Below are 25,859 nucleotides of genomic sequence, written 5' to 3' on the forward strand. Positions count from 1 at the left end.
CTTATTTGACTGAGACAGGAATATCAGCATAAAATTCTTTAATCGTTTGGACAAGTTCTTTTTCATGATCGTACATCATTAAATGGGTCGTTCCTGGAATGATGACCTTTCTGCAAAAAGGAAGAACGTTTGAAGCTCTTTCAATGAATCTCTCTTTTTTAGCCAGATCTCCTTCTGTTTCTGCTGGCAAGAACAAGACAGGACACTTAACCTTCTCATACCAGGTTAAAAAGTTGGTGTAATAAATTTCTGCGATAATCTTTTCCATCGTTGCACCCGTTGTACGCGGTCCGACTTTCCCGTTTTCTTTCATACGAGGTACATAATGTTCCACAAAATAAGCCCTTGCCTCATTCCAAGGTTTCCAGTTTTCTTTATAATATTCCTTGTACGCCTCTACAGAATCATACTCTGGATCTAATTGATCTCTAAACTTTGCGATATGCTCTTCGAACGATTCATCATACAACCCATCATCACCGGTATTATTGACGAGAGCTCCTTCTGAATTTACAAGTGACAGTACACGGTCACTACGGGTTGAAGCAAAATATGCCCCGACCATACAACCATAGGAACTTCCAACAAGATTAGCACTTTTAATCGAAAAGAATTCCATCACTGCCTCTAGATCTTTAGCTGTATCTTCAAAGGTATAGCCGTCATCTGGCTGGCCAGATAGACCGTGTCCTCTCATGTCATAGGTCACAACCCGGTATTTGTCCAGAAAGTGCGGGATAACCGGATGCCATAATGGTGCACTTCCACCTAAATAATGAAGGAAAATCAAAAACTCTCCTGATCCTCCATGATCGTATGCAGCAATCTTAGTTCCGTCATGTGACGTTAACTCATATTTATCCGCTTTAATGTTCATTATTTTACCTCTTCCTTCATTCTTTTTTGGAGATTTGGTTTCTTACGGTTATTTATTTCGTGAAGTTTATTTCGAACATCTTCTTCTATGTCCCTGCCAAAAAATGTCGCAAACTTGCACAGATATGCGATACTGTCCGCTATTTCCTTTCCTATATCCTCAGCAACTTCTCTTTTGGCCAATAAAAACGCATGTTCTTTGTCGATACCTCCTTCTCTCATTTCGAAAGAGAGATTCATCAGCTTTCGGAGTTCTTCTGCTATTTCAGCAATTTCAGTCGTCAGCAGCATATGATTGAGCAAAAGTGATTCAATGCTTCTTTCTGAATTTTGCTGGCTGATCTCCCACCCTTTTTCTAATTGGAAGGCTTCTAATTCTTTATGCAATTTTTTCATTATGTCTTACCTCCGTTCTTTCCATATACTCACTTCTTCTTAATTCATCCGTTTCCTTCCTTTCGCAAACAAAATTTGCTACAATTTTACAAAACATGGAGGTGCGTATGGAACATAAAAGAGCAGACAGACCTGATTGGAAAAGAGTTACAGACCGAACCTTTGAAGTCGTTCATAAAGAAGAAGGCTGCTTTAAAGGTAAAGTAACGGTGATTCATCTAAAAAAAGTGTCAGATCCACTCGTCGTTCAATACAAAAATCATGAAGTATGTATAGCAGACTCTGGTTATATTTGGTTGCAGCACTTTCCAGAAGGTAAAAAATATACAATAACTACTGTATTGGATCAAAACGGAGACGTTGTTCAGTTTTATATTGATATGTGCAAAGAGCATGGTGTAGATGAGGAAGGAATCCCTTGGTTTTTAGATCTCGATTTGGATATCGTAATCCTGCCTGATAAGGAAATTTTTATTCTCGATGATAATGAATTAATGGCAGCCTTTAATAATGGAGAAATATCAAAAGAAGAGCTTAAGCTTGCTCATCAAACGGCAGAAGAAATACTTTCTCAATATAAAAATGGTGAATTTGAAGACCTTCTGATATGTGAAAAACACTCGACGGAATGGCTTCGAGAAAAGAAATTTAAATAATAAAAAACCAGAGGACTGATCCTCTGGTTTATTTAAATAGCTGGTTGATTCTTTTGTAAAAATCGTTCTGCATCTTCTACTTCATCAAGAACTTGTGAACCAATGATGCCTTCTTCTTCGTCTAAATAGGTAACTTGGAAATATCCTCCCTCACCTTGGGGAACATAACGGATTCTAACAAGTTCTTTTTGCTGATCCTCTTCTCTCCAAAACTCTAATTCTTGTTCCGGTTCTCTCATCAGCTTTTCTATCTGATTTTTTACCATGTTTTTATGACACCTCTAAATAATCTTATTATGTTATTTTTTCATTTTTCCCTTAAAATAAAAACTCTAAACCATTTAACAGTATCCGACATTTCCTGGGGAATATTGTCTATGTTTTATTGAATATAGTGCGAAGATCTTACCCATTTCGCCAAAACTTCCTCTGTACTTAAGATTTCAGCAAATTCCCCGTGTAAATGCGACAAAGCTGACTCATGTACATCTTGAGCTGAAAATTTTCTTCCATTATAAGAAGTTACAGCAAAAGCTGCCGTTGCATCTTGTACTAAAGAAACGCCATAACCGTAGTTAGCAGCCATCCTTACCGTTGTTGATACACAATGATTAGTCGTTAATCCCACAATAATGAGCTGATGAATTCCTTGTTTGTCCAGCTCTTCCTTTAGTGTTGTTCCAATAAATGCACTATTTACACTCTTAATAAAAAGAGGTTCATTCTCTTTTGGCTCAAATCCTGTTTTCAGCTGATAACCTAATTTCGTGGGGTGCAGAGGTGCATTCTCATTTTCCGACTGATGCTGAACATGAAAAACGGGTAAATTCGTGTTTCTAAATGCATCTATCAATGTAAGCATTTTAACTTCGGCATTCGGATTGTTTCGTTCTCCCCAAAAATCTACATCATCAAAACCTTTTTGCACATCAATGATAAGCAAACACGCTTTTTTCACGGACTTGGCTCCTTTTAGCAGATGATAGTTATAACCTTTAATGTACTGTTCGTCAAACTTTTTACATTTCCTTCCGTAATAATCTATTTCATGTTCTCATATTCTTGAAGAAAGATAGACAAGCACAATCCTCAGGAGGAGTACGTTTGAGCGAGTTTTGGGTTTTAAGTTTTCATTTTATGATGCTCGGAATCAGTTTAGCCGTTCCTGTAGGTCCGATTAAACTTGAAATGATCAAACGCGGATTATCTGGCGGTTTCTGGCCATCTTGGCTCGTAGGATTAGGAGCAGTAAGCGCAGATTTTATTTTCATGCTTATGATTTTTTTAGGTCTTTCGCCTTTCCTTCAGTATACTATCGTACAAATCACTATGCTTTTTGCTGGTATTATCATACTTACGTACTTAGGAATTTCAACGATAAGAATGGCTTGGTCACAAAAAAGGCTTCTTTCGGTTAAAGAAGAGAAACCTGAACAAAAACCTTATTGGACAGGTTTTATACTTGCTTTAATGAACCCTTTTAATTTCTTGTTCTGGTTTGGCATTTATGGAGCAACGCTGCAAAGTATTCCTAGTGATTTTGAATGGTGGATAAATGCTTATCTAAGTTTGTTTATTATTGCTGGCATTATTTTATGGAATATTAATGTTGCTTTAACCGTTCATTTTTTCCGTACACTCATTAACGATACAACCATCAGAGTAATGACAGGATTAGCAGGGGCAGGTTTACTTGGTTTCGCTTGTCATTTATTTTTCCAGCTGTTAAAAGGTATATAAAAACAGCCCATGCATCGTACACTTGGACTGTTTTCTTTGTTTATTTATCGTACTTGTCCCGGTCTAACTGTCTTTCTTCTTCTCGATCTAGCTCTTCCTCGTACTCTTCATGTTTGCGGTTTTGTACAACATTTCTCTCTTTCCCTGTTATATCTGTTGTTATAAAACCTTCATAGTTTTCCACATAGCCGTCATCATCATCTGAGTCTTCGTACATCTCGTTATAGTCATGTTTTTCAGGATTTGTGAAGTCTGACGGAGTTTCACTTGTTCCGTACTTCGCTACGGATTGCCAAGCATCTTCCGAGTCAAAGAAAGTGGCATCTTTCCCATCGTTGCTTCTTCTCGAATAGTCAGGACCAGATACAGCTTCCTCTACTGGCCTGTCATCTGATGAATGCTGACCAGGGCTGTGTTCCTTGCAGTAGAGTGTAGATGGAATAGCTTCCAATCTTTCTTTTAAGATATCTTCTCCGCAAGTTTTACAAACACCATACTTCCCTCTTTCAATACTATTAAGTGCAGCATCGATATCCTCCAGCTCTTTTTCATGGAGGTCGTTTAATGCGATGTCTTTTTCTTTTTCGAAAAGCTCTGTCCCAAGATCTCCTGGATGATTATCATAGTTTGATAATTCCCCCGTGGATTCTTTAGGAAATTCCGAATCACTTCCAAAAGAGTCGTTTCTCTCTCTCATTTCTTTTATTTCATTTTTACGAGCAATTAAGATTTGTTTAAAATGGTCCATTTCTTGTGTTGTTAATGACATTATTCTAGCTCCCTTCCTACATCCGTATACCATTTCATACCCGTTTTCCTTAGAATTTATCCATCCAGTGTATTTTGTACATTTCACACACATGCTATACTTTAAAGAATTATCCCCTTGTAGTCCGCATTATCCCTTAATTGGCACCTTTTATTAAAGGAAATGAAAAAAATACGATATTCTTAATACGCAAGTAAGAAAATCTACAAAAAATGTAAGAAAGTGTAGAAAAATAGCTTTTTTTCCAAGTTTTTGTAAGGTATGCTATTAGTATCTTTTTTAAAAGTAATAGTAAGAAAGGCGGGTGGAGTATTGACTGTTCAGGAACAATTTGAAAGACGTTTATTAAAGAATTATGTAATTGGTTCAACTGCTGCGGTTTTAGGAGTTGGCGGCGTCTTTCTATTCACAACACTCCGTTTTTCGGCCAAAGAAATCATTGTATTATGCGGTATACTTGTATCTTCCTGCATAATCATGTTTTTATTAGAATACCTGTTCTTTCGCATGCATACTTCTGTGTTTCGTACATATTTCAGTAAAAAACAACCAGCATTGCAGTTAGCGGAAAAAGCATATTTTCATGCACACCATTTCCCGATTCGGACAGTGAAGCGGATCCTGGGTCCTCACCTTTTCGGCCTGTCTATTCCTGCGGTGTGTTTAACGGCTGCTGCCATTTACTTTGAATACTTATCTTTACCTTACTACTACATATATCTTGCCTCACTCGGGGCGATTTTAGTTGCAGGCATGCATGCGATCATAGAGTTCTTTTTAACGACAAAAGCTGTTCAGCCTGTTTTAAGAAATATTCAGGAGAAAACGCTGAAAGATCATGGCGTGATTTTGTCTCTAGCAACTTCCAGACATATTTCTATCCAGCGTAAAATTCAGTGGAGCACACTTTTTATCGGGACATTTCCACTTTTATTGTTCGCTTTAGCAAATCAGGTAAGGCTTTATCAACTATCTTCACCAGTTAACGGTTCTTATTGGAGCTGGGCATTCTTCGTACTTCTTATAGGTATTTCCTTTGCTATTTTTGGTGCATATCTTCTTTTTAAGGATATACAGCAGCCCATGAATGAACTTCAAGCTGGTATGTATGAAGTCCGTACAGGCAACTCAAACGCAAGAGTAGATGATCTATATTCGGATGAGTTTTCAAAGCTTATTAAAGGATTTAACCATATGGCCCGGGCAATCCAGTCTCGTGAACACGAAAACAAACAATTGCTTGAGAGCTTTTTTGCGACGATGGCGGCTACATTGGACGCAAGAGATCCATATACAGCTGGTCATAGCCTCCGTGTTGCAGATTATGCTATGAAAATCGGCCAAATGGCTGGTCTTCCTTTTCAGCAGCTTCTGCAGCTCAGGAAAGCTGCATTACTTCATGATATCGGCAAGATTGGAATACCTGATATCGTTCTTTTAAAAGAAGAGAAACTGACCCCCGAGGAATTCGAACAGATAAAAAAGCACCCGGTTATCGGAGCAGATATACTAGCACAGGTTCAGCCATTTGATGCGATGAAGCCGCTGCTTCCTGGTGTACGTTATCATCATGAACGGTATGATGGCAAAGGCTATCCCGAACAGCTTGCAGGTGATGATATCCCTATTTTCGGAAGGATTATTGCTGTTGCAGATGCTTATGATGCGATGACTTCAGACCGTCCATACCGAAAAGGAATGACTCATGAAAAAGCTCTAGCGATCTTAGAAGACGGAAAAGGTACACAGTGGGATCCCTATTTGACACAGCTTTTTATAGATGAAATGAAACTTAAATCAATTTCATAAAAGGAGGTGCTTTTTTGAACACGTATGAAAATTTCCCCGTTATTGAAACTGAAAGGCTGAAGCTCCGGCCTGTACTGCAGTCTGATATTGCTGAGATTTACTCCACTTTCTCAGATGCAGAGGCATTGCAATTCTACGGAATGAAACCTTTGAATTCAGAAGAAGAGGCCTTTTCACTTATAGAAGCCTTTGAAAAAGGTTTTAAATCTGGAAGCGCTCTTCGCTGGGGAATCATTCTCCAAAGTGAGGATAAACTGATCGGCACGTGCGGGTTTCATAACTGGAGCAAATCGGATAAGCGTACAGAGGTCGGATATGAACTTAACCGGGAATATTGGCATAAAGGCTTTATGAACGAAGCATTAAGAGCAATTATTCATTATGGTTTTAACGGTATGGAATTTAACCGGATCGCAGCTACAATCAGACCAGAGAATTCCTCATCAAGAGCCCTTGTAGAGAAGCTCGGGTTTAATCAAGAGGCACTATTAAAAGAGTACCAAAAAGCAGGAGACGAATTTTACGATATGTATGTGTATTCCTTATTAAAACGAAATGCAGATCTGTATTAAAAGAAGCTATGCCTATTAGCTTCTTTTTTGTTTCATTTTTTTATTATGGCCTCATCCCATGTTTCAAAAACTCTTTCAGAAGGAATGGAAAGAAAAAGGAGGTTTTTGATATGGAACAAAAAGAAACTTATTTTGTTACCGCTAAAGGTGATATTCTGCCGCTTCCAACAGATGATCATATTCACTATTTTGAAATACAGGCTTCTTATGATGAGAAACAGCAGCTTGAGCATTTATTCCATAAGATGCATGCTAACAGCAAACAAGAAGGACTGGACATCTTTTCGCCTAAAAGGCATTTCGAAGAATCTAACGCTGAGTATCACCGAGGTAAAGACAGCAAGCTCATTTATGAAGTCTTCCGCTATCTCTATTTGCTAGGTACCGAAAAAACGAAACGTGATATAGAAGAAATGAACGTACTGCCTGAGTTATATGAACAAAGCCATGATACAATCGAAAAAGTAAAATAGCACCGGAGTGTTATCTCCGGTGCTTCTCTTTTGTTTCTTTTTATTCCCACTCAATACTGCCATCCGCTTTGACCCAAAATCGGACAACTCCGAGATCATCAAGCGCTTGCCTTATATATTCTGCCGTTTTTCGTAATCGAGGGGTATCTGGATTTGCCATTACCAGTGTCTTTGCTGGATTCTTTTCATAGTTTTTCAGCAGTTTTACGAGCTGACAACTAAGATGGGTATCCAGCTGGCTCCCCGTAAAAACTGTTTCTTTTTCGTGGTGTTCAGCATGGTTCCCTTGCGCTTCAATCAACAGTGTATGGTATTCGTTTGCTGCTGCCAAATCAATACCGCATAGATCTCCAAGATTTCTTGTTTCATAGCCTTCACGGTTCAGGTACATCTTTACAGCGTTAAGAACTTCGGATTTGCTCAACACAAAAGGGTCTGCTTGAATTAATTGATCGTTCTGTACAGGCAAACCGATCCCTCCTTCTCATCTTTACACATCATTCGAAACAACTAGTTCTCAATAAAGGGGTACTCTTTTTCGTATACCCGCAAATATGGTATAAAAAACGACAGATAAAGGAAATTTTCATAGAGAAAGAAACTTCTTTCCACTTGAAACGTATTTCATTTAAGATAGAGTAAAGAAATCATTTGGGGGATTCATTCATGGCTCAAAAAGCAGAAAAGCAAAACCAATCCCGTTTATGGACGATTCTTGCGGGTATTGGTTTATTCTTAATGAGTAAATTAAAATGGGTGTTTGGTTTATTAAAACTGGGTAAATTTGCTACACTCATATCCATGTTCATTTCTATGGGAGCTTACGCAGTCTTTTATGGCTGGAAATTTGCAGTAGCGATCATCTATTTAATATTTGTTCATGAGATGGGACATCTGGTCGCAGCAAAACAAAAAGGGATAAAAACTTCGCCTGCGATTTTCATTCCTTTTATGGGTGCTGCGATCGGTATGAAGGAGATGCCCAAAAACGCAAAAGATGAGGCTTATATTGCGTATGCAGGTCCTTTATTTGGGCTTCTGTCGTTCTTGCCTGCGGTCTTTTTATACGAATCTACCGGGCAGCCGTTCTGGGGTCTTGTTATCTTCTTAGGAGCTATGATCAACCTGTTTAACCTATTCCCGGTTTCTCCGCTTGATGGCGGCCGGATCGTTGGAGTTTTATCTACAAAGATTTGGTTTATCGGGCTTCTAATCGTTATTCCGTACTTGTTCATATCACCAGATCCGATTATTTTCTTAGTGTTCCTTTTCGGAATTATTACTTGGTGGAAACGAGTTCGTGAAGATTTTGAACATAAAAAAACAGAGCTCACATTGGAAGCTTTTGAAAGTGAACAGCAAAAACTTGCACACATTCAGCAAGAGTTAAACGAATACCGGGATATGCCAAACTTCGGTCATATCATCGGGACTTATATAGAAGATGTTCGTGTTGCTAAAAACCGTGTAGAGGACAGTGTTCCGTCCGGATTTACTTTTCCAATCCTGCAGGATAGAAAGAAGATTGAAAAACATAAGATCATTGTTGAGCTTGAGATGCTTAATAACCGGGAACGCTTCTTGAAAACGCTGCGGGAAGAATATGAAAAAGACCGCATTAAGAGAGAAACGGTAGCAGAAGCCTATCGCGAGTCGGATCCTGAAGGAATCGCTTCTCTTCCTGTATTCCCAGATTTCAGCACTGCAGCTTACTTTGAACCTTATGAAAAGAGTTTGTTAGCTGAAAAAGCAGAAACAAAAAAAGTGTATGATCAGCAAAAAAATTATTATGTAGCAAACATGAAAACGAAGATTGTTGTTCTAGCTTTGTATCTCATTTTGGCTGGAGTATTATCGGCATTTGTTGTTTACGGAAACCACTTGATGGAAATCAATCGTTTCCTGATTAGTTAAGTAAGAGAGGCTGACTCAAGAGGAATAGATCTTTTGGGTTAAGCCTTTTTGTTTCGCTATTTACGGTACGTGTTCTTAAAATTATTACACGTTCGCCCAATGACTTGAAGCTTTCACCCCTTACATTTATTTACCCTTCTTTTGACCTGTAATTTTCCTCATTTAGTACGTTAGTTTGAAATTATTAAACATAAAAAAAGGATATTTGGCTTATCTTTGGCTCTCCCTAAAGGAAAAGGTTAGAGAAAACTCGAATTGTGAGGAAAAAGAGAAAAAGGAGCGACAAAAAATGCGAAAACTTATGAAGGTTCTTTTTTCGCTTGCGATGTTACTAGGTATGTTTACAAACACCGCATCTGCTGAAAAAGAAACAGCCGACACAAATGTTGTCGGGCAAGATCTTTATGTTGATGTAGCAGCTGCCACATTATGGTCAAACCCAGACGCAGCACGAGATGATGTCGATGCATCTTCCCTCTCGAATCCTGTTGATCTTAGAGGATGGACAACAAGTATGTCGTATGAACAAAAGCTATGGCTTGTAGGAGAACTTGAGACCCAAGCTCTTTATGGACAAAAGGTCCGAGTTTTAGAACAGCAGGGCGAATGGGTTAAAGTTGCGGTTTATGGACAGCCCACTCCAAGAAATAAACTTGGATATCCAGGCTGGATGCCGTTAGGGCAGCTAACGACTTCAGATCGATTTGAGAGTGCTGATGGTAAGCCATTTGCTCTCATCACTAGTCCAACTGCATGGCTTTCTAAAGCACCTTTCGGCCATAAACAAGACTTAGAACTAAGCTATAACACTAGACTTCCAGTTTTAAAAGCATACCGGCATACAATTGCTGTTTTAACTCCAGAAGGTAAAGTACGCTGGCTAGATGCGAAAGATACAAAGGTTTATAAGAGCGAAAAAGATATTCCTGTTCCGACAGGTGAACAGCTTGTTGATGAAGCGAAAAAGTTTCTTGGACTTCCATATCTTTGGGCAGGAGCTGCAGGCTTCGGATTTGACTGCTCAGGTTTCACACACACCGTTCATAAAGCAAATGGAATCACAATCCCAAGAGACTCTGGACCGCAATCAAAAGAAGGACTGATCGTGGATAAGGATCAGCTTCAGCCAGGAGACCTCATGTTCTTTGCTTATGATGAAGGAAAAGGCCGCGTGCATCACGTTGCGATGTATGCTGGAAACGGAATGATGATCCACTCTCCAAACACAGCTTCAACCGTTCGCTTAGATCCAATCTCAACTCCTGCATACGCAGTTGAGTTTTCTGGTGCAAGACGTTATGTACCAGAGCAATAAATAAAAAGAAGAAGCAGTGACATTTCAAACTCGAAATGCACTGCTTTTTATATGCTCTTAAAAAGATTTAAGCTCATCTGTATCTAGGTGGCTCGTATTATTTAAAAAGTGAACAACTTTCCCTCTTTCACTGATTTCTAAAAAGCTGATTCCTGTATCACCATTTATAAAATAAAAACCTTTTGAGATTGGCATATCAAAAAATGATCGCAAAAGACAGTTGATAACACCACCATGGGCTACAATCGCAATTCTTTTATGTTTAGAGTCTGCTAAAATCTTAGAAAAGATGGTCTCAATCCTCATTCGAAATTCGATATGTGATTCACCTTCATCAAAACGGTCATGTAAGTACACAGGAGCTTTAAGACTTTTCGCTTCCTCAAAACTTAAACCTGCCTGAACTCCGTTGTTATGTTCCATCAGTTTTTCTTCATACTGAAGTGGACATCCAATCGTATCAGCCAAAACCTTAGCTGTTTCACTAGCTCTTTTCAGTGTGCTGGCATAAACCAAGTCTGGCGGAAAATCACGTTTTACCTTATCAACCATAGCCCTTACTTGCTTTCGTCCCCGATCAGTCAGTTCAAAGTCCGCTCTTCCCTCATGAACTTGTAAAATATCAGCCTCTGATTCTCCATGTCGTATTAATAAGATTTCGATGTCGTTTCCCCCATTAATATTAATCTGCAAGCCTCACCTATTTTACCGTATAATGGAAGGAAAAGGTACTCCGAAAGAACGTGTTATCTTGAAACATAGCTTAAAAGGGGGGATTATCTTGAAATTTTCATCAAAAAGAGATGTTTGGCTAGGCTTCATTCTATTTGGAAGCATAGGCTATGGAACCTTTCTCACCTATTCTGCGTTTATTTCAGAGAAATCAGGTCTAGGAGAATCTATTTTTGCTTTACTCTTGAATCTTGTTCTCATACTTTTCATCTGCTGGCTTTGGCTTTCCACTTATTATGTACTAGAAGAAAAAGAATTGGTTATCCGCTGCGGACCAATCCACAAAAGAATCCCTTACCGTGAGATCACCTCTGCACACAAAACCTGGAATCCACTTTCAAGTCCGGCATTATCACTAAAACGAATAAATATAAAATACCAATTCGGAACAGCGCTCATTTCTCCTAAAGATCGGGATAAGTTCTTACGTATGTTTAAAGAACGATGCCCTCATGCCGACATTAAATTTGATTAGGAGCTGATTCACAATGAATGATCGCCTGCAAGCAGTTTTCTTTGACCGTGACGGAACAATCGGCGGATCAGATGCCGTTGAATATCCCGGAGAATTTAAGCTGTTTACTTATACAGCTGAAGTAATTGAACGATTAAAAGTAAAAGGCATTCAAGTGTTTTCTTTTACAAATCAACCAGGAATCAGCAGAGCAGAAGCAACGGAGGATGAATTTGTTAGCGAACTTAAAGCTTTCGGTTTTGACGAAATCTATCTTTGTCCTCATCACCATAAGGAAGGCTGCCAATGCAGAAAACCTTCCACCGGGATGCTCGAAAAAGCTGCAAAGGAGCATTCTTTAGATTTATCAAAATGCGCTGTATTCGGGGACCGCTGGACAGATATAATGGCTGCAAAATCCGCAGGCTGCATAGCCGTGTTAGTTCTTACCGGATCAGGAACTGCTGCTTATGAACAAAATCACCAAACATCGAACGTGCAGCCTGATTACGTAGCAGAAAATCTGCAGACAGGAGCAGACTGGCTTTTAAAAGCATCTGTGGAGAATTAAAAATGAGCAGGCTAGCAGTGAGGACCCATTAATTTTTTTGAGGACCTATAAATAAATTTGAAGACCTTTAAAATAATTTGTAGACCTTTAAAATAATTTGTAGACCTATAAATGAATAATGAATAATAAAAAGAGGGAGTCCCGATACCTACTGAGACACCCTCTTGTTTTACTTGTTAGTGAATTCCTCTCTTTTTAAACCTTCCGCCCTTTACTTCTGCAATGTCTGCAATAGCAAGGAATGCGCTGGTATCAAATTCATCCACGATGTCTTTAAGTTTTGCTTCTTCTAATCGAGTGATGACACAGAACACTACTCCTTTTTCGTCTCCTGTATAAGCACCCTCGCCTTTTAAGTAAGTAACCCCGCGTCCGAGTCTATGAAGGATGGCGTCGCCTATTTCTTTATGATTCTCACTAATAATCCACGCAGACTTCGATTCTTCAAGACCTGTGATCGTTAAATCAATCGTTTTGTATGCGATAAAATAAGCGATCAGTGAGTACATAGCTCTGTCCCAAGTAAAGACAAAACCTGCAGCTCCAAGGATGAAGATATTAAAGAACATTATAATTTCGCCAACTGAGAAAGGCAGTTTGCTGTTGGACAAGATTGCTAATATTTCTGTACCATCCAATGAACCCCCGCTTCGGATAACCATTCCGATCCCAACTCCGATAAAAATCCCGCCAAAAACGGTAGCTAGCAGCAAGTCATCTGTAAAAGGCGGTACTGGATGTAAAAGAGTCGCTGCGATAGAAAGAATAATAATTCCATACAAAGTAGAGATAGCAAATGTCTTCCCAATTTGCTTATAACCGATAAAAATAAAAGGCAAGTTCAGTGCGAATAGGAAGATTCCCAGGCTTAAACCAGTTAGGTGAGAAGCCATGATTGAAATACCGGCAATCCCGCCATCGATAACGTTGTTTGGTACTAAGAAAATTTCCAGTCCAACCGCCATTAGAACTGCACCAATTGTAATTAAAAATCCTCGTAGAGCGAGCTTCCCCTTAGTTAACTTACGGTGCTGTTTATTCATTTGCTCGGTTATCTGATTATTAATGATTGTTTCATTTGTCATACTTCGAACCTCCAATTAACATGCATCCGAACAGATACTTCTCTATTTCTACACATAAAGAATACCTCCCTTGGATTTTAGTAAACAAAAATTTAGAGCCTTACATCAATTTGGGTCTTGATATCTTCGCTTTTTGATATCCCCAAATATTTTAGTGTTTCAGACGGATTTGAATGATTGAAGTGTTTTTGCAGAAGAGATATTGCAACTCCACGTTTATAGGCATGGAAGCCAAACGTTTTCCGCAAAGAATTGGTGCCGATCTTGCCTTTGATTCCTACTTGATCTGCCGCACAGCTTATAATGCGGTATGCCTGCTGTCTTGTAATGGGCAACTTTGTTTTTTTAGATAAAAAAAGATAATCACTGCTTTTTAAATTGGCATTCTGTATATATTGAAGCAAGATTTTCTGAATGGTTTCATTCAGGAATACTTCTTTTGTGGATTCGCCTTCCTTAGGAACCCATGAATAATAACTTTTTATACATGATTTTTCAGTCATGATATCTTCGACTTTAATGGGGAGCATTTCTGTAATTTTTAAACCTGTATTGATTCCAAATACAAAAAGAACATAATCGCGATCTGATTGTTTCTTTAAAAATCGCTTTATGGCATTAATTTGTTTGATATCCCTCAATGCTTCTACATATTCCATCCAAATCATCACCTATTTTTATGTTACTTAATACTATACTAACACACCGTTATGTAACATTAAAATAATATGCTTTTAAATAAAAAATACTCTATTAATATGTACGGTTTTCATCAAATTAGAAGAACTGAATTCATGTAATGCAAAAAAACCTCCAAACAAATGGAGGACGACTGATTAAGTACAAGATAAACTATGGTCTTCAACGGATTCGATGTGATCTTCTTTTATTCGAATAAGCTCAATAACTGGGTATGTTTTCTTAACTTTCCTTCCGAAACTCTCTACACCAAAAATCTCAGTATACGTATGGCTTCCAACATATAAATTGACTCCTGCAAACTTAGCGTACTGCACGGAATACAAGGTCCTTTCACCTGTAATAAATGCATCACAGTCATTTTCTTTTGCAAATTTAATTAATGCAGAGTTATTCCCTGCCCCTGTTAGGATAGCCACCTTTTTAATTGGCCGGTCATGGTTTTGCCAAGCCCGAACAGGTTCATCCAGTTTCAGTTCGAGTTTTCTTTTGAGCTCTGAGAACGATAGAGCTTTATGAAAAGTTCCAATTCCCGGTAACTCTCTATCTTGTTCAAAAGTAGAGAAACTTGTGATCTCATCAATTTCAATTTGTTCAAACAAAGATGTGCATGTGCCAAATTCCACAAAATCAAGCGGTAAATGAATAAAAAAATGTGAGATTTCGTGTTTCTTTAACTCATTAACACACTCTTCTCTCATACCGTAAAGGAAATCCCATGCATCATGATGGGTGAGAAGCAGATCAGCATTGGCTTGTACTGCTTTCTCTATCGTTTCAGGAGTTAAGTTTGTGGCATACGCTACTCTTTTATTATCCTTTTCTATTTGGTATGTAAAACCATACTCTCCTTCATCTTCAAAAGTCGTTAGCCATTTCCCGAATATAGAAGGCAAAAGCTGTTTAAATTCACTCGTTTTCATTGTTGACTCCCCCATCTCGTTTTTATCATTATGACAGTGTTTTCCAATTGAGACCATAAAAAAAGCCAAGTGAGTTTCACCTGGCCTGATCCATTATTCGTATTTGATTTCTTCCTGCAGAGAACTTTCGAGATGTTTCATTAAATCATAATAATCATCTGGTTTTTGAAATTGTTCAACTGACCAGTGCTGTTTGATCCATTCTGCAACTTCACTCGCACTGTTGAAAACTTCACCCGTTGTATCGCTGTCCCGCACTGTAAAGACCATGTTTTCATAGTCGACTGTAACATCACATGGAAACTTGCCGTCTTTTTTGTACAGCGAATATTCCACCTCTCCCGCCTCCTTTTAAATACTTTCTTATTGAAGTAATACCCACTCTCATCTCTTTTTATGACACTTTGAACGATTACTTTTGAAAATAGGTATAAAACAGTGCCACGACGTTCATTCTGATAAGGAATGTAAAATTGGAGGAACGAAGATGAAAGCTGTTACGTATCAAGGTAAACGAGATATACAAGTGAAGTCGGTTGAGGATCCAAAGTTATTAAAAAAGGATGATATTATCGTCCGGATCACATCTACAACTATTTGCGGCTCTGATCTGCATCTTTATCAAGGTAATTTCCCTCTCCCAAAAGGATATATTATTGGACATGAACCGATGGGAATTGTTGAGGAAACAGGTACAGACGTAACTTCTGTAAAAAAAGGAGACCGTGTTGTAATACCCTTTAACGTAGCTTGCGGAAGCTGTCACTACTGCACTCATAAGATGGAAAGCCAGTGCGACAACGCAAATCCGCATTACGATTCTGGTGCCTATTTAGGTTACTCAGAAAAATTCGGCAACTATCCTGGTGGCCAGGCAGAGTATTTAAGAGTTCCATTCGCAAACTTCACTCCTCTTAAGATTCCAGATACAGTTGAGATGGAGGACGAATATTTTCTATTCCTATCTGACGTACTTCCGACAGCGTATTGGAGTGTGCTGAACAGCGGTATGAAAAAAGGAGATTCCGTGATCGTACTTGGATGCGGTCCAGTTGGGCTTTTTGCTCAGAAATTTGCATGGATGCTTGGAGCAAACCGCGTAATCGCAGTTGATCATCTGGATTACCGTCTTCATAAAGCGAAAAAGATGAACAATGTGGAGACTGTTAATTTTTCAAAGTTTGCCGATACTGGTGAGCATCTTAAAGAAATGACGCTTGGCGGTGCCGACGTGGTCATCGATTGTGTAGGGATGGATGGTAAAAAATCGCCGATGGAAAAAGTGGGACAAACGCTGAAACTTCAAGGAGGTACACTTGGACCCATTCAGATTGCAACAAAAGCCGTACGTAAATTTGGAACGGTACAAATAACAGGTGTATATGGAGGTCTTTATAATAGCTTCCCGCTTGGTGCATTCTTTTCAAGAAACATCACTTTAAAAATGGGACAGGCTCCTGTTATACATCTCATGAGCACGTTAATGGATAAGATTATGGCTGAAGAATTCGACCCTCGTGAAATTATTACACATACACTCCCCTTGGAAGAGGCCGCTAATGGCTATGATTTATTTAATGACCACAAGGAAGATTGCATTAAAGTCGTACTTAAAACGTAAGGAGTGAAATACGATGAAAAGCGATAAAAGCAGAGAAAAAAGAGAAATAAAGACATCTAAAAATAAAAACTTTCGCGGTGAATCTTTGGATCAGCATCAAAAACTAGAAGATGCCAACCTGTACTTGAACGAAGGCGAGATCAGCCAGCAAAACAACAACCTATAAGGAGTGATCCATCATGCAAAGCTTGATGATTAAATTTCTAGGAATTCCGATAGCTCTTATTCTAGCCAACTTCCTTTTTAAAAGTGTAGACTTTAAGCTTGTCCAGCCCATCATCTGGATCACGGCAGTACTTGCTCCAATCGGCGTGCTCATGGAATATATCATGATTTCAAGAATCTCATACGGCAAACAGCTGATGATCGATTTTGCAGCCACATTTATCCTTGTTTATCTGCTGGCCATCATTCTCCCGGCTGTTTCAATCTCAATATGGGGTTCAATCTTGGTAGCCTTAATCATTACAGGTATGGAAGCTATGGTTCATAAGCATCTTATATCTGACCATTTAGACCATTCTTATCGTTAATATCTTATACCGGTATCCCATGGATGGGCTTCCGGTTTTTATTTTTCACAAATATACACAAAAGCTGGTGGAAAGTTCTTCGGTACGAAAGAGATATCCACTACTTTAAATGCAGTCTGAAATGACTTTTTCATCTGTGTAGAATACTGAAACGCAACGAGCATTCCCCCTGGTCTTAAAGACCGATATATTTCATCAACAATTTTCATCCTGATACTTTTATTAAAATTCGAAAAAGGCAGGCCAGAAAATACGGCATCAAGCGTCCCTTCGCTATTCCCTAAGCTCTTTATGATTTCACACGCATCATCATAATAGGAGGCTTCTGGAAATTTCTTTTGTAGTCCTTTCCTCATTTCGCTGTCTTTCTCAAAAACATGCAGCGTGGTGCCAGAAAACATATTTTTCACTATCGAACGAGTGATAACCCCAGTACCTGCACCCAATTCCGCTACTTGGGTTATATTTTCCCAATTTAAATTTGACGTCATTTTCTCCGCTAAGGCAGCAGAACTTGGAAACAGACTGCCTATCTGTAAAGGAGATTGTATAAACTTTTGAATGAATAAGGATGTTCCGCCTTCCATTCTCTCTACCTCGCTTCTAATTCCGATTAAATCAATCGACTTTATCTATATTATTCATCGGCTTTATTGAGGTGAAAGAAATAATGCTTCAAAGAGTAAATTTTTGACTAGGAATCCAAGTTTCTGTTCAAGGGGTAAATAAGTAATAAAATGAAAGAAGACTTCCCGTTTATATGGGAAGTCTTCTTTTTGTGGGATACTTATAAACTGTAAAGTTCTCCTTTCTCATTTCATTTATCTCAAATAAAAAAACTGGAATTTCTCATCCAGTTTTGCACACTTTATTTACATATTATTACGTTGTTTTTTCTTGCGCAGGCGGTGACAGTATATCCTGAAATTGTTGTTCAAGATCCTGCAAAGAAAGCTCGTATAGATGACGTCCATCTTTTGTTTTATATATGTTATGTAGCAATAGATCAGCAATTAAATTCTCTCTTTTTTGATGGTCCGCTGACACGTTCAACCCCTCCTGAAAATCTCTTCAACTAACCTTACCCGCAAATGAAGGAGAAAAAACTTTACACCAATAGTTTATGTTCTAAAACTTGTAAGGTGATGCTTTATCCTCTTTTGTTTATTGGTCAACATTACCCTCTTTTGCATAAATTGTCAATTGTTTCTAGACATATTTTGGCTACAAAAAAAGCAAGGGAGATAATCCTCCTAGCTTAATTTTTTTATGCACCTTTTTCTACATTCACTTGATGAGGATATGGTATTTCGATGCCGTTTGCATCAAGCGCTTCTTTTAAAGCCTGACGCAATTCTCGTTCTACGGCCCATTGCTCACCATTTCTTGTTTTAGAAATAATCCGGATAACCACATCTGATGCACCAAGTGCATGAACACCAAGCACATTTGGTCCTTCTACGATGTTTTCATTGTTTGCTTTCACAGAGTCACATGCATCTTGCAGTACTTTTACAGCTTGATCAATATTTTCTTCATACGCGATACCAATGTCGACCAACGCACGCATGTTGCCTCGAGAATGGTTTTGTATCGTACTGATTTCACGGTTGGGCATGTATGAAAGTGTACCGTCAAACGCTCTGATATGTGTTGTTCTCAGTCCAACTTCTTCAACGATACCATCAACTCCGCCAATTGTTACGTAGTCGCCGACTTCCATCTGTTTCTCGAGCAAAATAAAGAATCCTGTTACAACATCGCTCACAAGGCCTTGAGCACCGAATCCGATAGCAAGGCCAACGACACCAGCTCCTGCAATCAGTGTACCAATCTCAAGTCCAAACTGTTTAAACACGATACCTGCAAAAACAAATATTAAAACATAAGAAAATAAGTTCACAACGAGCTTTTGCAATGTGATGATCCGACCGCTCGACATCTTGCGGTGAGATGCCGCTCTATCAAACACTCGGTTAATCACTCGTCTTCCAATTGATCTGATGATGATGAACATGATGATAATCAATAAGAATTTTGCAGCCCATAATCCTGCTCCGAGCATTAGTTCTGCCCAATTTATTTTTCCCATCCATTTTTCCCAGTTCTCCAAAAAAACCACTCCCACTTGTCTTCAATAGAATAGTTTCTATTGTAACAAGGCTAGGAGCGGCTTTTCAATCAAATTACTATTTTATTGCGAGACTACAGGTGTTCTATCGATTTCAAATCCCATATCTTCCAGCATTTTGTGGTCTGCCGTAGATTCCTGTCCTGCGGTCGTAAGGTAATCTCCTACAAAGATGGAGTTGGCAGCATATAGCCCGAGTGGCTGAAGGCTTCTTAAATTCACTTCTCGCCCGCCTGAAATTCGAATTTCTTTTGTTGGATTGATGTAACGGAATAGCGCCAGAACCTTTAAACAATAGCGCGGATCCAACTCGTCCGTTCCTTCGAGCGGTGTTCCATCAATCGCATGCAAAAAGTTAAAAGGAATCGAATCCGCATCAAGTACTTTAAGGCTGCGAGCCATATCGATGACATCTTGTTTCGTTTCCTTCATACCGACGATCACCCCTGAGCACGGAGAGATTCCGCTGTCTTTTACAACGTTAACCGTATTCACTCGGTCATCGTATGTATGGGATGTTGTGATATTTTCATGGTTTCGAGCTGAAGTGTTCAAGTTATGGTTGTAGCGGTCCACTCCTGCTTCTTTTAGGCGTGCCGCTTGCTCTGGCTTTAAAATTCCAAGACAAGCACAAACTTTTAACCCGTATGTATCTTTGATCTCTTTTACAGCTTCTACAACTTTATCTACATCCCGATTTGTAGGTCCACGGCCGCTTGCCACGATACAATAGGTTCCGACGTTCAGGTTATAAGCCGTTTCTGCACCTTTAACCATCTCGTCTTTATCCATCATTCTATAAGTTTCGATCGGAGCTGTTGAAACGATAGATTGCGAGCAATAGCCACAGTTCTCTGGACATGCGCCGGATTTCGTATTAATAATCATGTTCAATTTTACGAGATTGCCATAATAATGTTTTCGAACCTGATAAGCACCGTGAAGCAGCAATAGCAGGTCTTCGTCAGGACATTCTAAAATGGAAAGTGCTTCATCGTTCGTGATTTCTTCACCTTGTAAAACCTTCTCCGCTAGCAGATTCCAAGTCATGTTGAGTCTCCCCTTTTATGATGCGTGTTTAGTTTGATGTGACATTACTTTTTTACGCGCGATATTGATCCGTGGAGCAATAAGTGCTGCGCAAACTGCTAGAATGATATCTTTCGGAAGAGGAACCATCATCCATCCCCAAGCCATTGAGTACGTGAATCCTTCTGGTGCTGCTGCCCACATCTTGTACGCCATAAACATAAGGTTTGTTCCAACCACGTAGTTGATCGCCGTTCCGATGAGTGTTGCAATTACATATGACGCTTTGCTGCCGTTCTTTTCAATGATCAAGCCTGTAACATAGGCTACTAGAATAAAAGATAATAGAAATCCGAAAGTCGGACTTACTACGGTTGCGAAACCGCCTTTAAATTGTGCGAAGACCGGTGCTCCGACTAAACCAACTAATACGTAGACGCTCATCGCAATCGCACCTAACCGGCTTCCCAATAATGCTCCTGCAAGAATACAGAAGAACGTCTGCAGTGTAATCGGCACTCCGCCAACAACCATGAACGGAAAAATCGTTGTTATGTTAGCCCCTATTGCCATCAATGCCACGAACATTCCGATCAGCGTAATATCGATCGTTTTTAACCCATTTCTTCTTGCTGTCATTTGAATGAACCTCCATATGTATGAACTGTTTATGCTATTAGAATAGCGGAGGTTTTAATTTGCGTCAACTAATTATATATTTTGGTTAACATATAAAAGACGGTAAAACCACTCTTTATTTTTAGAGTGGTTTTTGAATGTTGTTTTTAATTTTGGTCAGCAAATCCATATCTAAATCTGCATAAATTTTGTTGTTTTCAATGTTAGTTTTTAGATTATTAATCGTGTGTTCCTGCCAATCTTGCAGTTTATCAATATTCCAAACTTTTAGAAAAAGAACATAAAGGAATAACTCCCGAAGCTTAAGAAAGTCTGGCAGCTGGTCGATTATTTCATTCGTTAAAACATTACTCTCCGCGTACCCGTTCAGAAAATGAGTGAGGAACTCCACGGCAAAATCATCTTCCGTTGAAATGAAAGATGTGTGCTGCCAATACGCATGATAGAACGCAGTTGAGATATCATAAGCGAAGTAAAAATAAGCACAGTCGTCGAAGTCAAAAAGTGTGATTTCGTCTTTATCAACAAAGAAGTTTCCCTGATGAAAATCGTTATGTATTAAGCCGAAATGCAGCTTATCCATTGAATACGCCTTGATTTTTTCAATCAATTCAACATACTTTTTCCGTATGAATTCAGATGGCAGATTCTTAAATAGGTCATGATTATAAGGATGATTTGGATTCCAATAGGGTCTATCGGTATTAGATTTTCCGGCAGAATATTGTTTTCCAGCATGATGAACCTCTCCTAACAACTTTCCCCATCGCTGAAAAAAATGGGGGGTCCATTGATTTGAATCCTGAACTTGAACCTGTCCGCCAGGTGCTTTTTCAAAAACCGTTATATAAAATTCATGAATGTCCTCAACGAAATGGTTGTTTTTCGAGGAAACAGCACCGCTAATAGGTACACCGCTTTTTTTCAAAAACTGAATCCACGAGATCTCTTCATTGAGCATTTGATGGGTTCTTTTGTCTTTAGATGTAACCCGCATGATGTAATTATGATTGTTCCTTGTGAAGCTATAAACTACGTTTTGAAACCCTTCAGACATGGCTGTTAAATCATCAGGGGTTACACCATATAACTCCGTTGCTTTTCTTATAGTAGATTTTTCAAGTTGATTTTTCATATGTTCACCTGTTCTTTAAGATAACTGTTATGTGAAGTTCTGCATAAAGCGGCTTGAATCCTCTCTTTAATTGTCGAGAATTGGCGTCTCGTGGTTATATTTTTATTAACGTGGGATTATTGCTCTGTTTCGTGGGATTATTTCAATTAAGCCAGGAAAAAATTCATTTAACGTGGGATTCCGTTTAAAGGCATTAAAAAAACTGGCTTGAGGGACATTCCAACACCCTGTCAAGCCAGTTTTTAAACAAAAATACTATTTATCCCCTGTAAACTTGATGCCTTTTACAAAATATCGGTTAAAGAAGGCGTATAAGACGATAATCGGAAGCGTAAAGACCATGGATGCTGCCATGATGTAGTTCCAATATGAGATGAACTGTCCTTTAAACGAATTCAATCCGAGCGGCAATGTGAACATGTCCATGTCGGACAAAATGATGAGCGGTCTCATAAAGTCGTTCCAGAACGCCATGAATACAAATATCGTTTGAGCGGCAAGCGCCGGTTTCGCAAGCGGCAGCACGATCCTGAAGAACGTCCCGAAACGGCCGAGGCCATCGATCGCTGCTGCTTCCTCCACTTCTTTCGGGAAGTTCACAACCCCCGCTTTTTTTGCTACATCCCTAATCGTTGCACTTTCCATCCTCCAAAACGTTTCGGATATGATTTGCTGTCTATCTTAACCTTAATTGAATTCGCTTTCAAGTATAATTTTAAAATTTCAGAAAAAGGAATTTACTTACTTTGTGCGGAACTTTAGATTTATGAACCAATACACGAAAGAGGGTTTCTTACTTGAAAGAGCTTCTAGATTCAGACTTAATCCATTTTGCAGAAAAACTTCAGCTGCCTGAAATTGTAGTTGATACCAATGATGTGATATGGGTTCCTTTTGATAAAAATAAAACTTGTCACTTTAAACCCATTCGCTTTGATTTTACAACAGGAACTTGGACTTATTTGTTTAAAATAAAACCAAATCAAGAACTGACCCGCCACAGGCATACAGGCGGAAATGTTATTGGATTTAATCTTAAAGGTCAATGGCGATATGCTGAGAGAGAGTGGGTAGCCAAACCCGGTACCTTTATCTTTGAACCCCCTGGAGATATACATACCTTAATAACGGAAAACGAAGAAGTTATTACTCTATTTACTTTAGGTGGATCTCTTCAGTATTTTGATGAAGAAAATCAAATCGTAGGTCAGGATGACATTTTTTCAGTCTACAAAAAGTACTGTGATTTTTACTTAGAAAATGGCTTAACAATGAATCCAAATTTACTCGGAAAGTGAAGAAACCCCTGATGAAACCAGCCTTGGCTTCTTCAGGGGTTTTTCTCATTATTTATCTTCTGCTTTTTCATGTGGAATTTCTTGCGTTGGTGGAACGGTTTCTGTAACTGTCTCTTTTCTTTCTTCTTCTTTCCATGATTCTTTTTCATTATGAATGTGATGCAGCTTTTTCACTTGTCTTTGCAGCTGAATGACTCTGATTAGACCAAATAAACCAACAGATAGACCTCCAAAGACTGCAGATCCCAAAATAACAAGGATAAGCGGCCAGTTAGCTGTACCAAACAAATAATTAATCTCAACATCACCAACATTAATCACAGCAAACGTTGCAATAATCAGTGCAAAGATAAAACCGAATAACAAGTACAATTGCATTTTCATATTTATCACCTCATAAGTTATCTATTCCCGTATTGCCGGAAATTCTACCTGGACACTAAAAATATTTTTTATAAATTTGAGACGGATCATTTAGGGTATTCTTTATAAATAAGGCGGTGTTTATATGACAATAAAAGCTTATGTATATGACGCTTACGGAACTCTTTTTGATGTGCACTCCGTTTCAGTAAAATCCGATTCTGAATTTAATGGATTCGGCAAAAAAATCAGTGAACTGTGGCGCAAAAAACAGGTTGAGTATTTTATGATTCATCAGCTGACAGGTAATTACAAACCATTTTCTGAAGTTACGAGAAACGCTCTTTTGTATACCTTAAAAAATCTTTCTCTTCAAATCAATGAAGATGCAATCAATTCTTTGATGCAATCCTACTTAGAACTTGAAGTGTATGGAGAGGTTCATGCCACATTGGAGAACTTGCAAAATCAAAATAAAAAACAGATCATCTTTTCAAACGGCTCCTATGAAATGCTGAATCCTCTTATTGAAAAAAGAGAACTAAATCACCTTCTGAACGTTTTATCAGTTGATGATGTAAAACAGTATAAGCCCGCTCCAGCTGCTTATAAGTATGCTCTTGAAACGCTTGGTGTTGAACCCCATGAAGTCTTATTTATGAGCTCTAACTTCTGGGATATTACAGGCGCATCATCTTTTGGGTTTAAAACAGCATGGATCAATCGAGCTGAGCTTGAAATTGATGAACTAGGTATTAAACCGGATTATATTTATAAAGATCTTAAAGGACTGCTGTAATAAATACTTTTCAGGAAATTTATGTTAACATCAAAAAAGTAAAGAGAATAGTTAGCGATTAGGGGATGAACGTATGGGGTTAGAATTCAAAAAAGCGACTGAGGTTGAGATTGAAGAAATTTATGAGTTAGCTGGTGTGAATCGTAAAGAAGCGACAAATTGTAATGCTGAGGACAATAGAGAAAGAATGATTGAAGCATACGAGCATTCTGCGAAATACAATGCATATTTTGTTTGTTTAATGGATGGGGATACCTTGTTAGGCTGGGTTCAAATTGATAAGGCTTATGACTATTTAACAGGTGATGAAATTGGCTGGATTAACGATTTGTATGTAAAATCCCCTTACAGAGGAAAGGGATACTCAAAGCTTATAATCGAAGAAGCATTTAAAGAATTCAAAAAGAACGGCTATAGCGATGTAAGGCTTAACGTTTATTCTTTTAATGACAAAGCTATAAAACTGTATGAAAAGATGGGCTTCAAAGACGTAAGTAAATTTATGAAAGTTTCTATATAGAAAAAGCTTGAGGAAAACTTCCCTCAAGCTTTATTATTTTCCTTTTTAGAACTTACAAGGTAATCAGGAATCATTAGAGTACCTAGAAAAAATATCAATCCACCTGAAAAACGTATGTAACGTTCGTATTCCACTCCTGAAAAGAAAATGAAAGTGGACATCATGATAAGAGCTCCAATTATAACCAAAATAATACCTAGATTTCTTTTTAACATGCAGGGATTCCCCTTTTATAAGTTTAGTACTTTTTCAAATATAGATTTTTTCTTTTCCATTTCCTCTTCCTGTTCCACGGATGTTGGGATCTGCTCTGCCTCAATATGCTTAATGATAGGGACAGCTTTTAATTCAGTAAAAGTGAATTCAGGTACTTCCCACTTACCGTTTGCAGCTTTTACTCTTACCCAGATATCTTTTTGACAATCAGGACATGACTTCATGTCATAATAATGAAACTTATAAATGTATTCATTTTTCCTTATTTTCCATTGAAAAAGATCATACTCTACGAATTCATCTTCACTAGCCGTTTTTTTCCTTTCATCTGGAACAACGTCTACATATTTCGTTCTGGCACTTTCAGACAAAAGATTATATTTCATCGATTCATTGTATTGAAGTTCGGCGTCTGCCCATTGTGAAGCAATTGCCTGTGCATCCAACTCTCTTTGTTCATCCCTCCCAACAATCAACAAGATGAATGAACTAACAATTAAACCAACAAATATAAGAATTAATACGTAACTGAAACCTTTATTCTCTTCTTTCAATTCCAGTTTGAATTTCACTTTATCGGCGCTCATAAGA

35 protein-coding genes and 1 pseudogene are annotated in these 25,859 nt (G+C 38.5%); 15 read left to right on the forward strand and 21 right to left on the reverse strand.

Annotated features, from left to right (window positions below):
- Position 1: 1 nt before the first annotated feature.
- Together ACFW35_RS12540 and ACFW35_RS12545 are read right to left on the reverse strand one after the other, a co-directional pair.
- Entirely contained in the window at positions 2-877 is an 876-nt protein-coding gene (locus ACFW35_RS12540; protein WP_379846118.1) for an alpha/beta fold hydrolase, read from the reverse strand.
- Entirely contained in the window at positions 877-1,272 is a 396-nt protein-coding gene (locus tag ACFW35_RS12545; protein ID WP_379846119.1) for a hypothetical protein, read from the reverse strand. The genes ACFW35_RS12540 and ACFW35_RS12545 overlap by 1 nt, the downstream gene beginning before the upstream one ends.
- 107 nt (positions 1,273-1,379) lie before the next feature.
- Between ACFW35_RS12545 and ACFW35_RS12550 the strand changes: the two genes are divergently transcribed.
- On the forward strand, positions 1,380-1,928 hold the full coding sequence (locus ACFW35_RS12550) for a DUF402 domain-containing protein (protein ID WP_379846121.1): 549 nt from the start codon (positions 1,380-1,382) through the stop codon (positions 1,926-1,928).
- Between the two features lie 32 nt (positions 1,929-1,960).
- Here ACFW35_RS12550 and ACFW35_RS12555 read toward each other — a convergent pair whose 3' ends face one another.
- On the reverse strand, positions 1,961-2,194 hold the full coding sequence (locus ACFW35_RS12555) for a hypothetical protein (protein WP_379846123.1): 234 nt from the start codon (positions 2,192-2,194) through the stop codon (positions 1,961-1,963).
- Between the two features lie 116 nt (positions 2,195-2,310).
- On the reverse strand, positions 2,311-2,886 hold the full coding sequence (locus ACFW35_RS12560; RefSeq protein WP_379846124.1) for a cysteine hydrolase family protein: 576 nt from the start codon (positions 2,884-2,886) through the stop codon (positions 2,311-2,313).
- Positions 2,887-3,032: 146 nt separating this feature from the next.
- Between ACFW35_RS12560 and ACFW35_RS12565 the strand changes: the two genes are divergently transcribed.
- Positions 3,033-3,668, forward strand: coding sequence for a LysE family transporter (locus tag ACFW35_RS12565; RefSeq protein WP_379846126.1), 636 nt, complete (start codon positions 3,033-3,035; stop codon positions 3,666-3,668).
- 40 nt (positions 3,669-3,708) lie between these two features.
- Here the strand turns inward: ACFW35_RS12565 and ACFW35_RS12570 are convergent, their stop codons facing one another.
- Entirely contained in the window at positions 3,709-4,437 is a 729-nt protein-coding gene (locus tag ACFW35_RS12570) for a TraR/DksA C4-type zinc finger protein (protein WP_379846127.1), read from the reverse strand.
- Positions 4,438-4,749: 312 nt separating this feature from the next.
- Between ACFW35_RS12570 and ACFW35_RS12575 the strand changes: the two genes are divergently transcribed.
- The 3 genes from ACFW35_RS12575 (at position 4,750) to ACFW35_RS12585 (ending at position 7,291) form a co-directional block, all read left to right on the forward strand.
- Positions 4,750-6,246, forward strand: a complete 1,497-nt coding sequence (locus ACFW35_RS12575; RefSeq protein WP_379846129.1) for an HD domain-containing phosphohydrolase — start codon at positions 4,750-4,752, stop codon at positions 6,244-6,246.
- Positions 6,247-6,260: 14 nt separating this feature from the next.
- Positions 6,261-6,818, forward strand: coding sequence for a GNAT family N-acetyltransferase (locus ACFW35_RS12580; protein WP_379846131.1), 558 nt, complete (start codon positions 6,261-6,263; stop codon positions 6,816-6,818).
- A gap of 110 nt (positions 6,819-6,928) precedes the next feature.
- On the forward strand, positions 6,929-7,291 hold the full coding sequence (locus tag ACFW35_RS12585) for a hypothetical protein (RefSeq protein WP_379846133.1): 363 nt from the start codon (positions 6,929-6,931) through the stop codon (positions 7,289-7,291).
- A gap of 40 nt (positions 7,292-7,331) precedes the next feature.
- On the opposite strand, the gene ACFW35_RS12590 is transcribed toward ACFW35_RS12585, so the two are convergent.
- Positions 7,332-7,760, reverse strand: coding sequence for a hypothetical protein (locus ACFW35_RS12590; RefSeq protein ID WP_379846134.1), 429 nt, complete (start codon positions 7,758-7,760; stop codon positions 7,332-7,334).
- 197 nt (positions 7,761-7,957) lie between these two features.
- Between ACFW35_RS12590 and ACFW35_RS19845 the strand changes: the two genes are divergently transcribed.
- Positions 7,958-9,205 carry a site-2 protease family protein gene (locus ACFW35_RS19845; protein ID WP_425590087.1) on the forward strand — a complete coding sequence of 416 codons (1,248 nt, stop codon included), beginning with the start codon at positions 7,958-7,960 and terminating at the stop codon, positions 9,203-9,205.
- Between the two features lie 289 nt (positions 9,206-9,494).
- Positions 9,495-10,520 carry an NlpC/P60 family protein gene (locus tag ACFW35_RS12600; RefSeq protein WP_379846136.1) on the forward strand — a complete coding sequence of 342 codons (1,026 nt, stop codon included), beginning with the start codon at positions 9,495-9,497 and terminating at the stop codon, positions 10,518-10,520.
- A 57-nt stretch (positions 10,521-10,577) separates the two neighbouring features.
- Here ACFW35_RS12600 and ACFW35_RS12605 read toward each other — a convergent pair whose 3' ends face one another.
- Complete coding sequence (locus tag ACFW35_RS12605; protein WP_379847493.1) at positions 10,578-11,183, reverse strand: histidine phosphatase family protein; 606 nt, start codon at positions 11,181-11,183, stop codon at positions 10,578-10,580.
- A 118-nt stretch (positions 11,184-11,301) separates the two neighbouring features.
- Here ACFW35_RS12605 and ACFW35_RS12610 point away from each other — a divergent pair, with 118 nt between their 5' ends.
- Both ACFW35_RS12610 and ACFW35_RS12615 read left to right on the forward strand, forming a co-directional pair.
- The gene (locus ACFW35_RS12610) at positions 11,302-11,727 is read left to right on the forward strand and encodes a PH domain-containing protein (RefSeq protein ID WP_379846138.1); all 426 of its coding nucleotides are present in this window, start codon (positions 11,302-11,304) and stop codon (positions 11,725-11,727) included.
- A gap of 13 nt (positions 11,728-11,740) precedes the next feature.
- Positions 11,741-12,277 (forward strand): HAD-IIIA family hydrolase, encoded by a 537-nt coding sequence (locus tag ACFW35_RS12615; protein ID WP_379846139.1) that lies wholly within the window; start codon positions 11,741-11,743, stop codon positions 12,275-12,277.
- A 176-nt stretch (positions 12,278-12,453) separates the two neighbouring features.
- On the opposite strand, the gene ACFW35_RS12620 is transcribed toward ACFW35_RS12615, so the two are convergent.
- From ACFW35_RS12620 to ACFW35_RS12635, 4 genes are all read right to left on the reverse strand, one after another.
- Positions 12,454-13,362, reverse strand: a complete 909-nt coding sequence (locus tag ACFW35_RS12620; protein WP_379846141.1) for a YitT family protein — start codon at positions 13,360-13,362, stop codon at positions 12,454-12,456.
- 92 nt (positions 13,363-13,454) lie between these two features.
- Positions 13,455-14,021: a tyrosine-type recombinase/integrase gene (locus ACFW35_RS12625; protein WP_379846143.1), complete on the reverse strand. Its 567-nt coding sequence runs from the start codon at positions 14,019-14,021 to the stop codon at positions 13,455-13,457.
- Positions 14,022-14,198: 177 nt separating this feature from the next.
- Positions 14,199-14,984, reverse strand: coding sequence for a Nif3-like dinuclear metal center hexameric protein (locus ACFW35_RS12630; RefSeq protein ID WP_379846144.1), 786 nt, complete (start codon positions 14,982-14,984; stop codon positions 14,199-14,201).
- 93 nt (positions 14,985-15,077) lie between these two features.
- Positions 15,078-15,320 carry a hypothetical protein gene (locus tag ACFW35_RS12635; RefSeq protein WP_077362128.1) on the reverse strand — a complete coding sequence of 81 codons (243 nt, stop codon included), beginning with the start codon at positions 15,318-15,320 and terminating at the stop codon, positions 15,078-15,080.
- A gap of 151 nt (positions 15,321-15,471) precedes the next feature.
- Between ACFW35_RS12635 and ACFW35_RS12640 the strand changes: the two genes are divergently transcribed.
- The 3 genes from ACFW35_RS12640 to ACFW35_RS12650 are packed head-to-tail and all read left to right on the forward strand — an operon-like array spanning position 15,472 to position 17,138.
- Positions 15,472-16,605: a zinc-dependent alcohol dehydrogenase gene (locus tag ACFW35_RS12640; protein WP_379846146.1), complete on the forward strand. Its 1,134-nt coding sequence runs from the start codon at positions 15,472-15,474 to the stop codon at positions 16,603-16,605.
- Between the two features lie 13 nt (positions 16,606-16,618).
- Positions 16,619-16,771 (forward strand): hypothetical protein, encoded by a 153-nt coding sequence (locus tag ACFW35_RS12645; RefSeq protein ID WP_379833274.1) that lies wholly within the window; start codon positions 16,619-16,621, stop codon positions 16,769-16,771.
- Positions 16,772-16,784: 13 nt separating this feature from the next.
- The gene (locus ACFW35_RS12650; protein WP_379846148.1) at positions 16,785-17,138 is read left to right on the forward strand and encodes a DUF2512 family protein; all 354 of its coding nucleotides are present in this window, start codon (positions 16,785-16,787) and stop codon (positions 17,136-17,138) included.
- Between the two features lie 38 nt (positions 17,139-17,176).
- Here the strand turns inward: ACFW35_RS12650 and ACFW35_RS12655 are convergent, their stop codons facing one another.
- From ACFW35_RS12655 to ACFW35_RS12685, 7 genes and pseudogenes are all read right to left on the reverse strand, one after another.
- Complete coding sequence (locus tag ACFW35_RS12655) at positions 17,177-17,725, reverse strand: class I SAM-dependent methyltransferase (protein WP_379846149.1); 549 nt, start codon at positions 17,723-17,725, stop codon at positions 17,177-17,179.
- A 295-nt stretch (positions 17,726-18,020) separates the two neighbouring features.
- Positions 18,021-18,185, reverse strand: a complete 165-nt coding sequence (locus ACFW35_RS12660) for a Fur-regulated basic protein FbpA (RefSeq protein ID WP_379846151.1) — start codon at positions 18,183-18,185, stop codon at positions 18,021-18,023.
- A 220-nt stretch (positions 18,186-18,405) separates the two neighbouring features.
- Positions 18,406-19,230 (reverse strand): mechanosensitive ion channel family protein, encoded by an 825-nt coding sequence (locus tag ACFW35_RS12665; RefSeq protein ID WP_379847495.1) that lies wholly within the window; start codon positions 19,228-19,230, stop codon positions 18,406-18,408.
- A gap of 102 nt (positions 19,231-19,332) precedes the next feature.
- Positions 19,333-20,319 (reverse strand): biotin synthase BioB, encoded by a 987-nt coding sequence (gene bioB / locus ACFW35_RS12670; protein ID WP_379846152.1) that lies wholly within the window; start codon positions 20,317-20,319, stop codon positions 19,333-19,335.
- Between the two features lie 15 nt (positions 20,320-20,334).
- Positions 20,335-20,937, reverse strand: coding sequence for a biotin transporter BioY (locus ACFW35_RS12675; RefSeq protein ID WP_379846154.1), 603 nt, complete (start codon positions 20,935-20,937; stop codon positions 20,335-20,337).
- 121 nt (positions 20,938-21,058) lie between these two features.
- Complete coding sequence (locus ACFW35_RS12680; RefSeq protein ID WP_379846155.1) at positions 21,059-22,072, reverse strand: phosphotransferase enzyme family protein; 1,014 nt, start codon at positions 22,070-22,072, stop codon at positions 21,059-21,061.
- Between the two features lie 255 nt (positions 22,073-22,327).
- Positions 22,328-22,672 (reverse strand): annotated as a pseudogene (locus ACFW35_RS12685) (carbohydrate ABC transporter permease); the annotation flags it as partial.
- Positions 22,673-22,869: 197 nt separating this feature from the next.
- Here ACFW35_RS12685 and ACFW35_RS12690 point away from each other — a divergent pair.
- Positions 22,870-23,370 (forward strand): 2,4'-dihydroxyacetophenone dioxygenase family protein, encoded by a 501-nt coding sequence (locus ACFW35_RS12690; protein WP_379846157.1) that lies wholly within the window; start codon positions 22,870-22,872, stop codon positions 23,368-23,370.
- 48 nt (positions 23,371-23,418) lie between these two features.
- Here the strand turns inward: ACFW35_RS12690 and ACFW35_RS12695 are convergent, their stop codons facing one another.
- A complete protein-coding gene (locus tag ACFW35_RS12695) occupies positions 23,419-23,754 on the reverse strand; it encodes a LapA family protein (RefSeq protein WP_379846158.1) in 336 nt (111 codons plus the stop codon).
- Between the two features lie 124 nt (positions 23,755-23,878).
- Between ACFW35_RS12695 and ACFW35_RS12700 the strand changes: the two genes are divergently transcribed.
- Together ACFW35_RS12700 and ACFW35_RS12705 are read left to right on the forward strand one after the other, a co-directional pair.
- Entirely contained in the window at positions 23,879-24,532 is a 654-nt protein-coding gene (locus ACFW35_RS12700; protein ID WP_379846160.1) for a haloacid dehalogenase type II, read from the forward strand.
- 73 nt (positions 24,533-24,605) lie between these two features.
- Complete coding sequence (locus ACFW35_RS12705) at positions 24,606-25,052, forward strand: GNAT family N-acetyltransferase (protein WP_379846161.1); 447 nt, start codon at positions 24,606-24,608, stop codon at positions 25,050-25,052.
- 23 nt (positions 25,053-25,075) lie between these two features.
- Here ACFW35_RS12705 and ACFW35_RS12710 read toward each other — a convergent pair whose 3' ends face one another.
- Both ACFW35_RS12710 and ACFW35_RS12715 read right to left on the reverse strand, forming a co-directional pair.
- Positions 25,076-25,267: a hypothetical protein gene (locus tag ACFW35_RS12710; protein ID WP_379846163.1), complete on the reverse strand. Its 192-nt coding sequence runs from the start codon at positions 25,265-25,267 to the stop codon at positions 25,076-25,078.
- Positions 25,268-25,282: 15 nt separating this feature from the next.
- Positions 25,283-25,855 (reverse strand): hypothetical protein, encoded by a 573-nt coding sequence (locus ACFW35_RS12715; protein ID WP_379846164.1) that lies wholly within the window; start codon positions 25,853-25,855, stop codon positions 25,283-25,285.
- Positions 25,856-25,859: the final 4 nt, after the last annotated feature.

The sequence above is a fragment of the Fictibacillus sp. NPDC058756 genome, from assembly GCF_042746035.1.
Taxonomy (GTDB): domain Bacteria; phylum Bacillota; class Bacilli; order Bacillales; family Fictibacillaceae; genus Fictibacillus.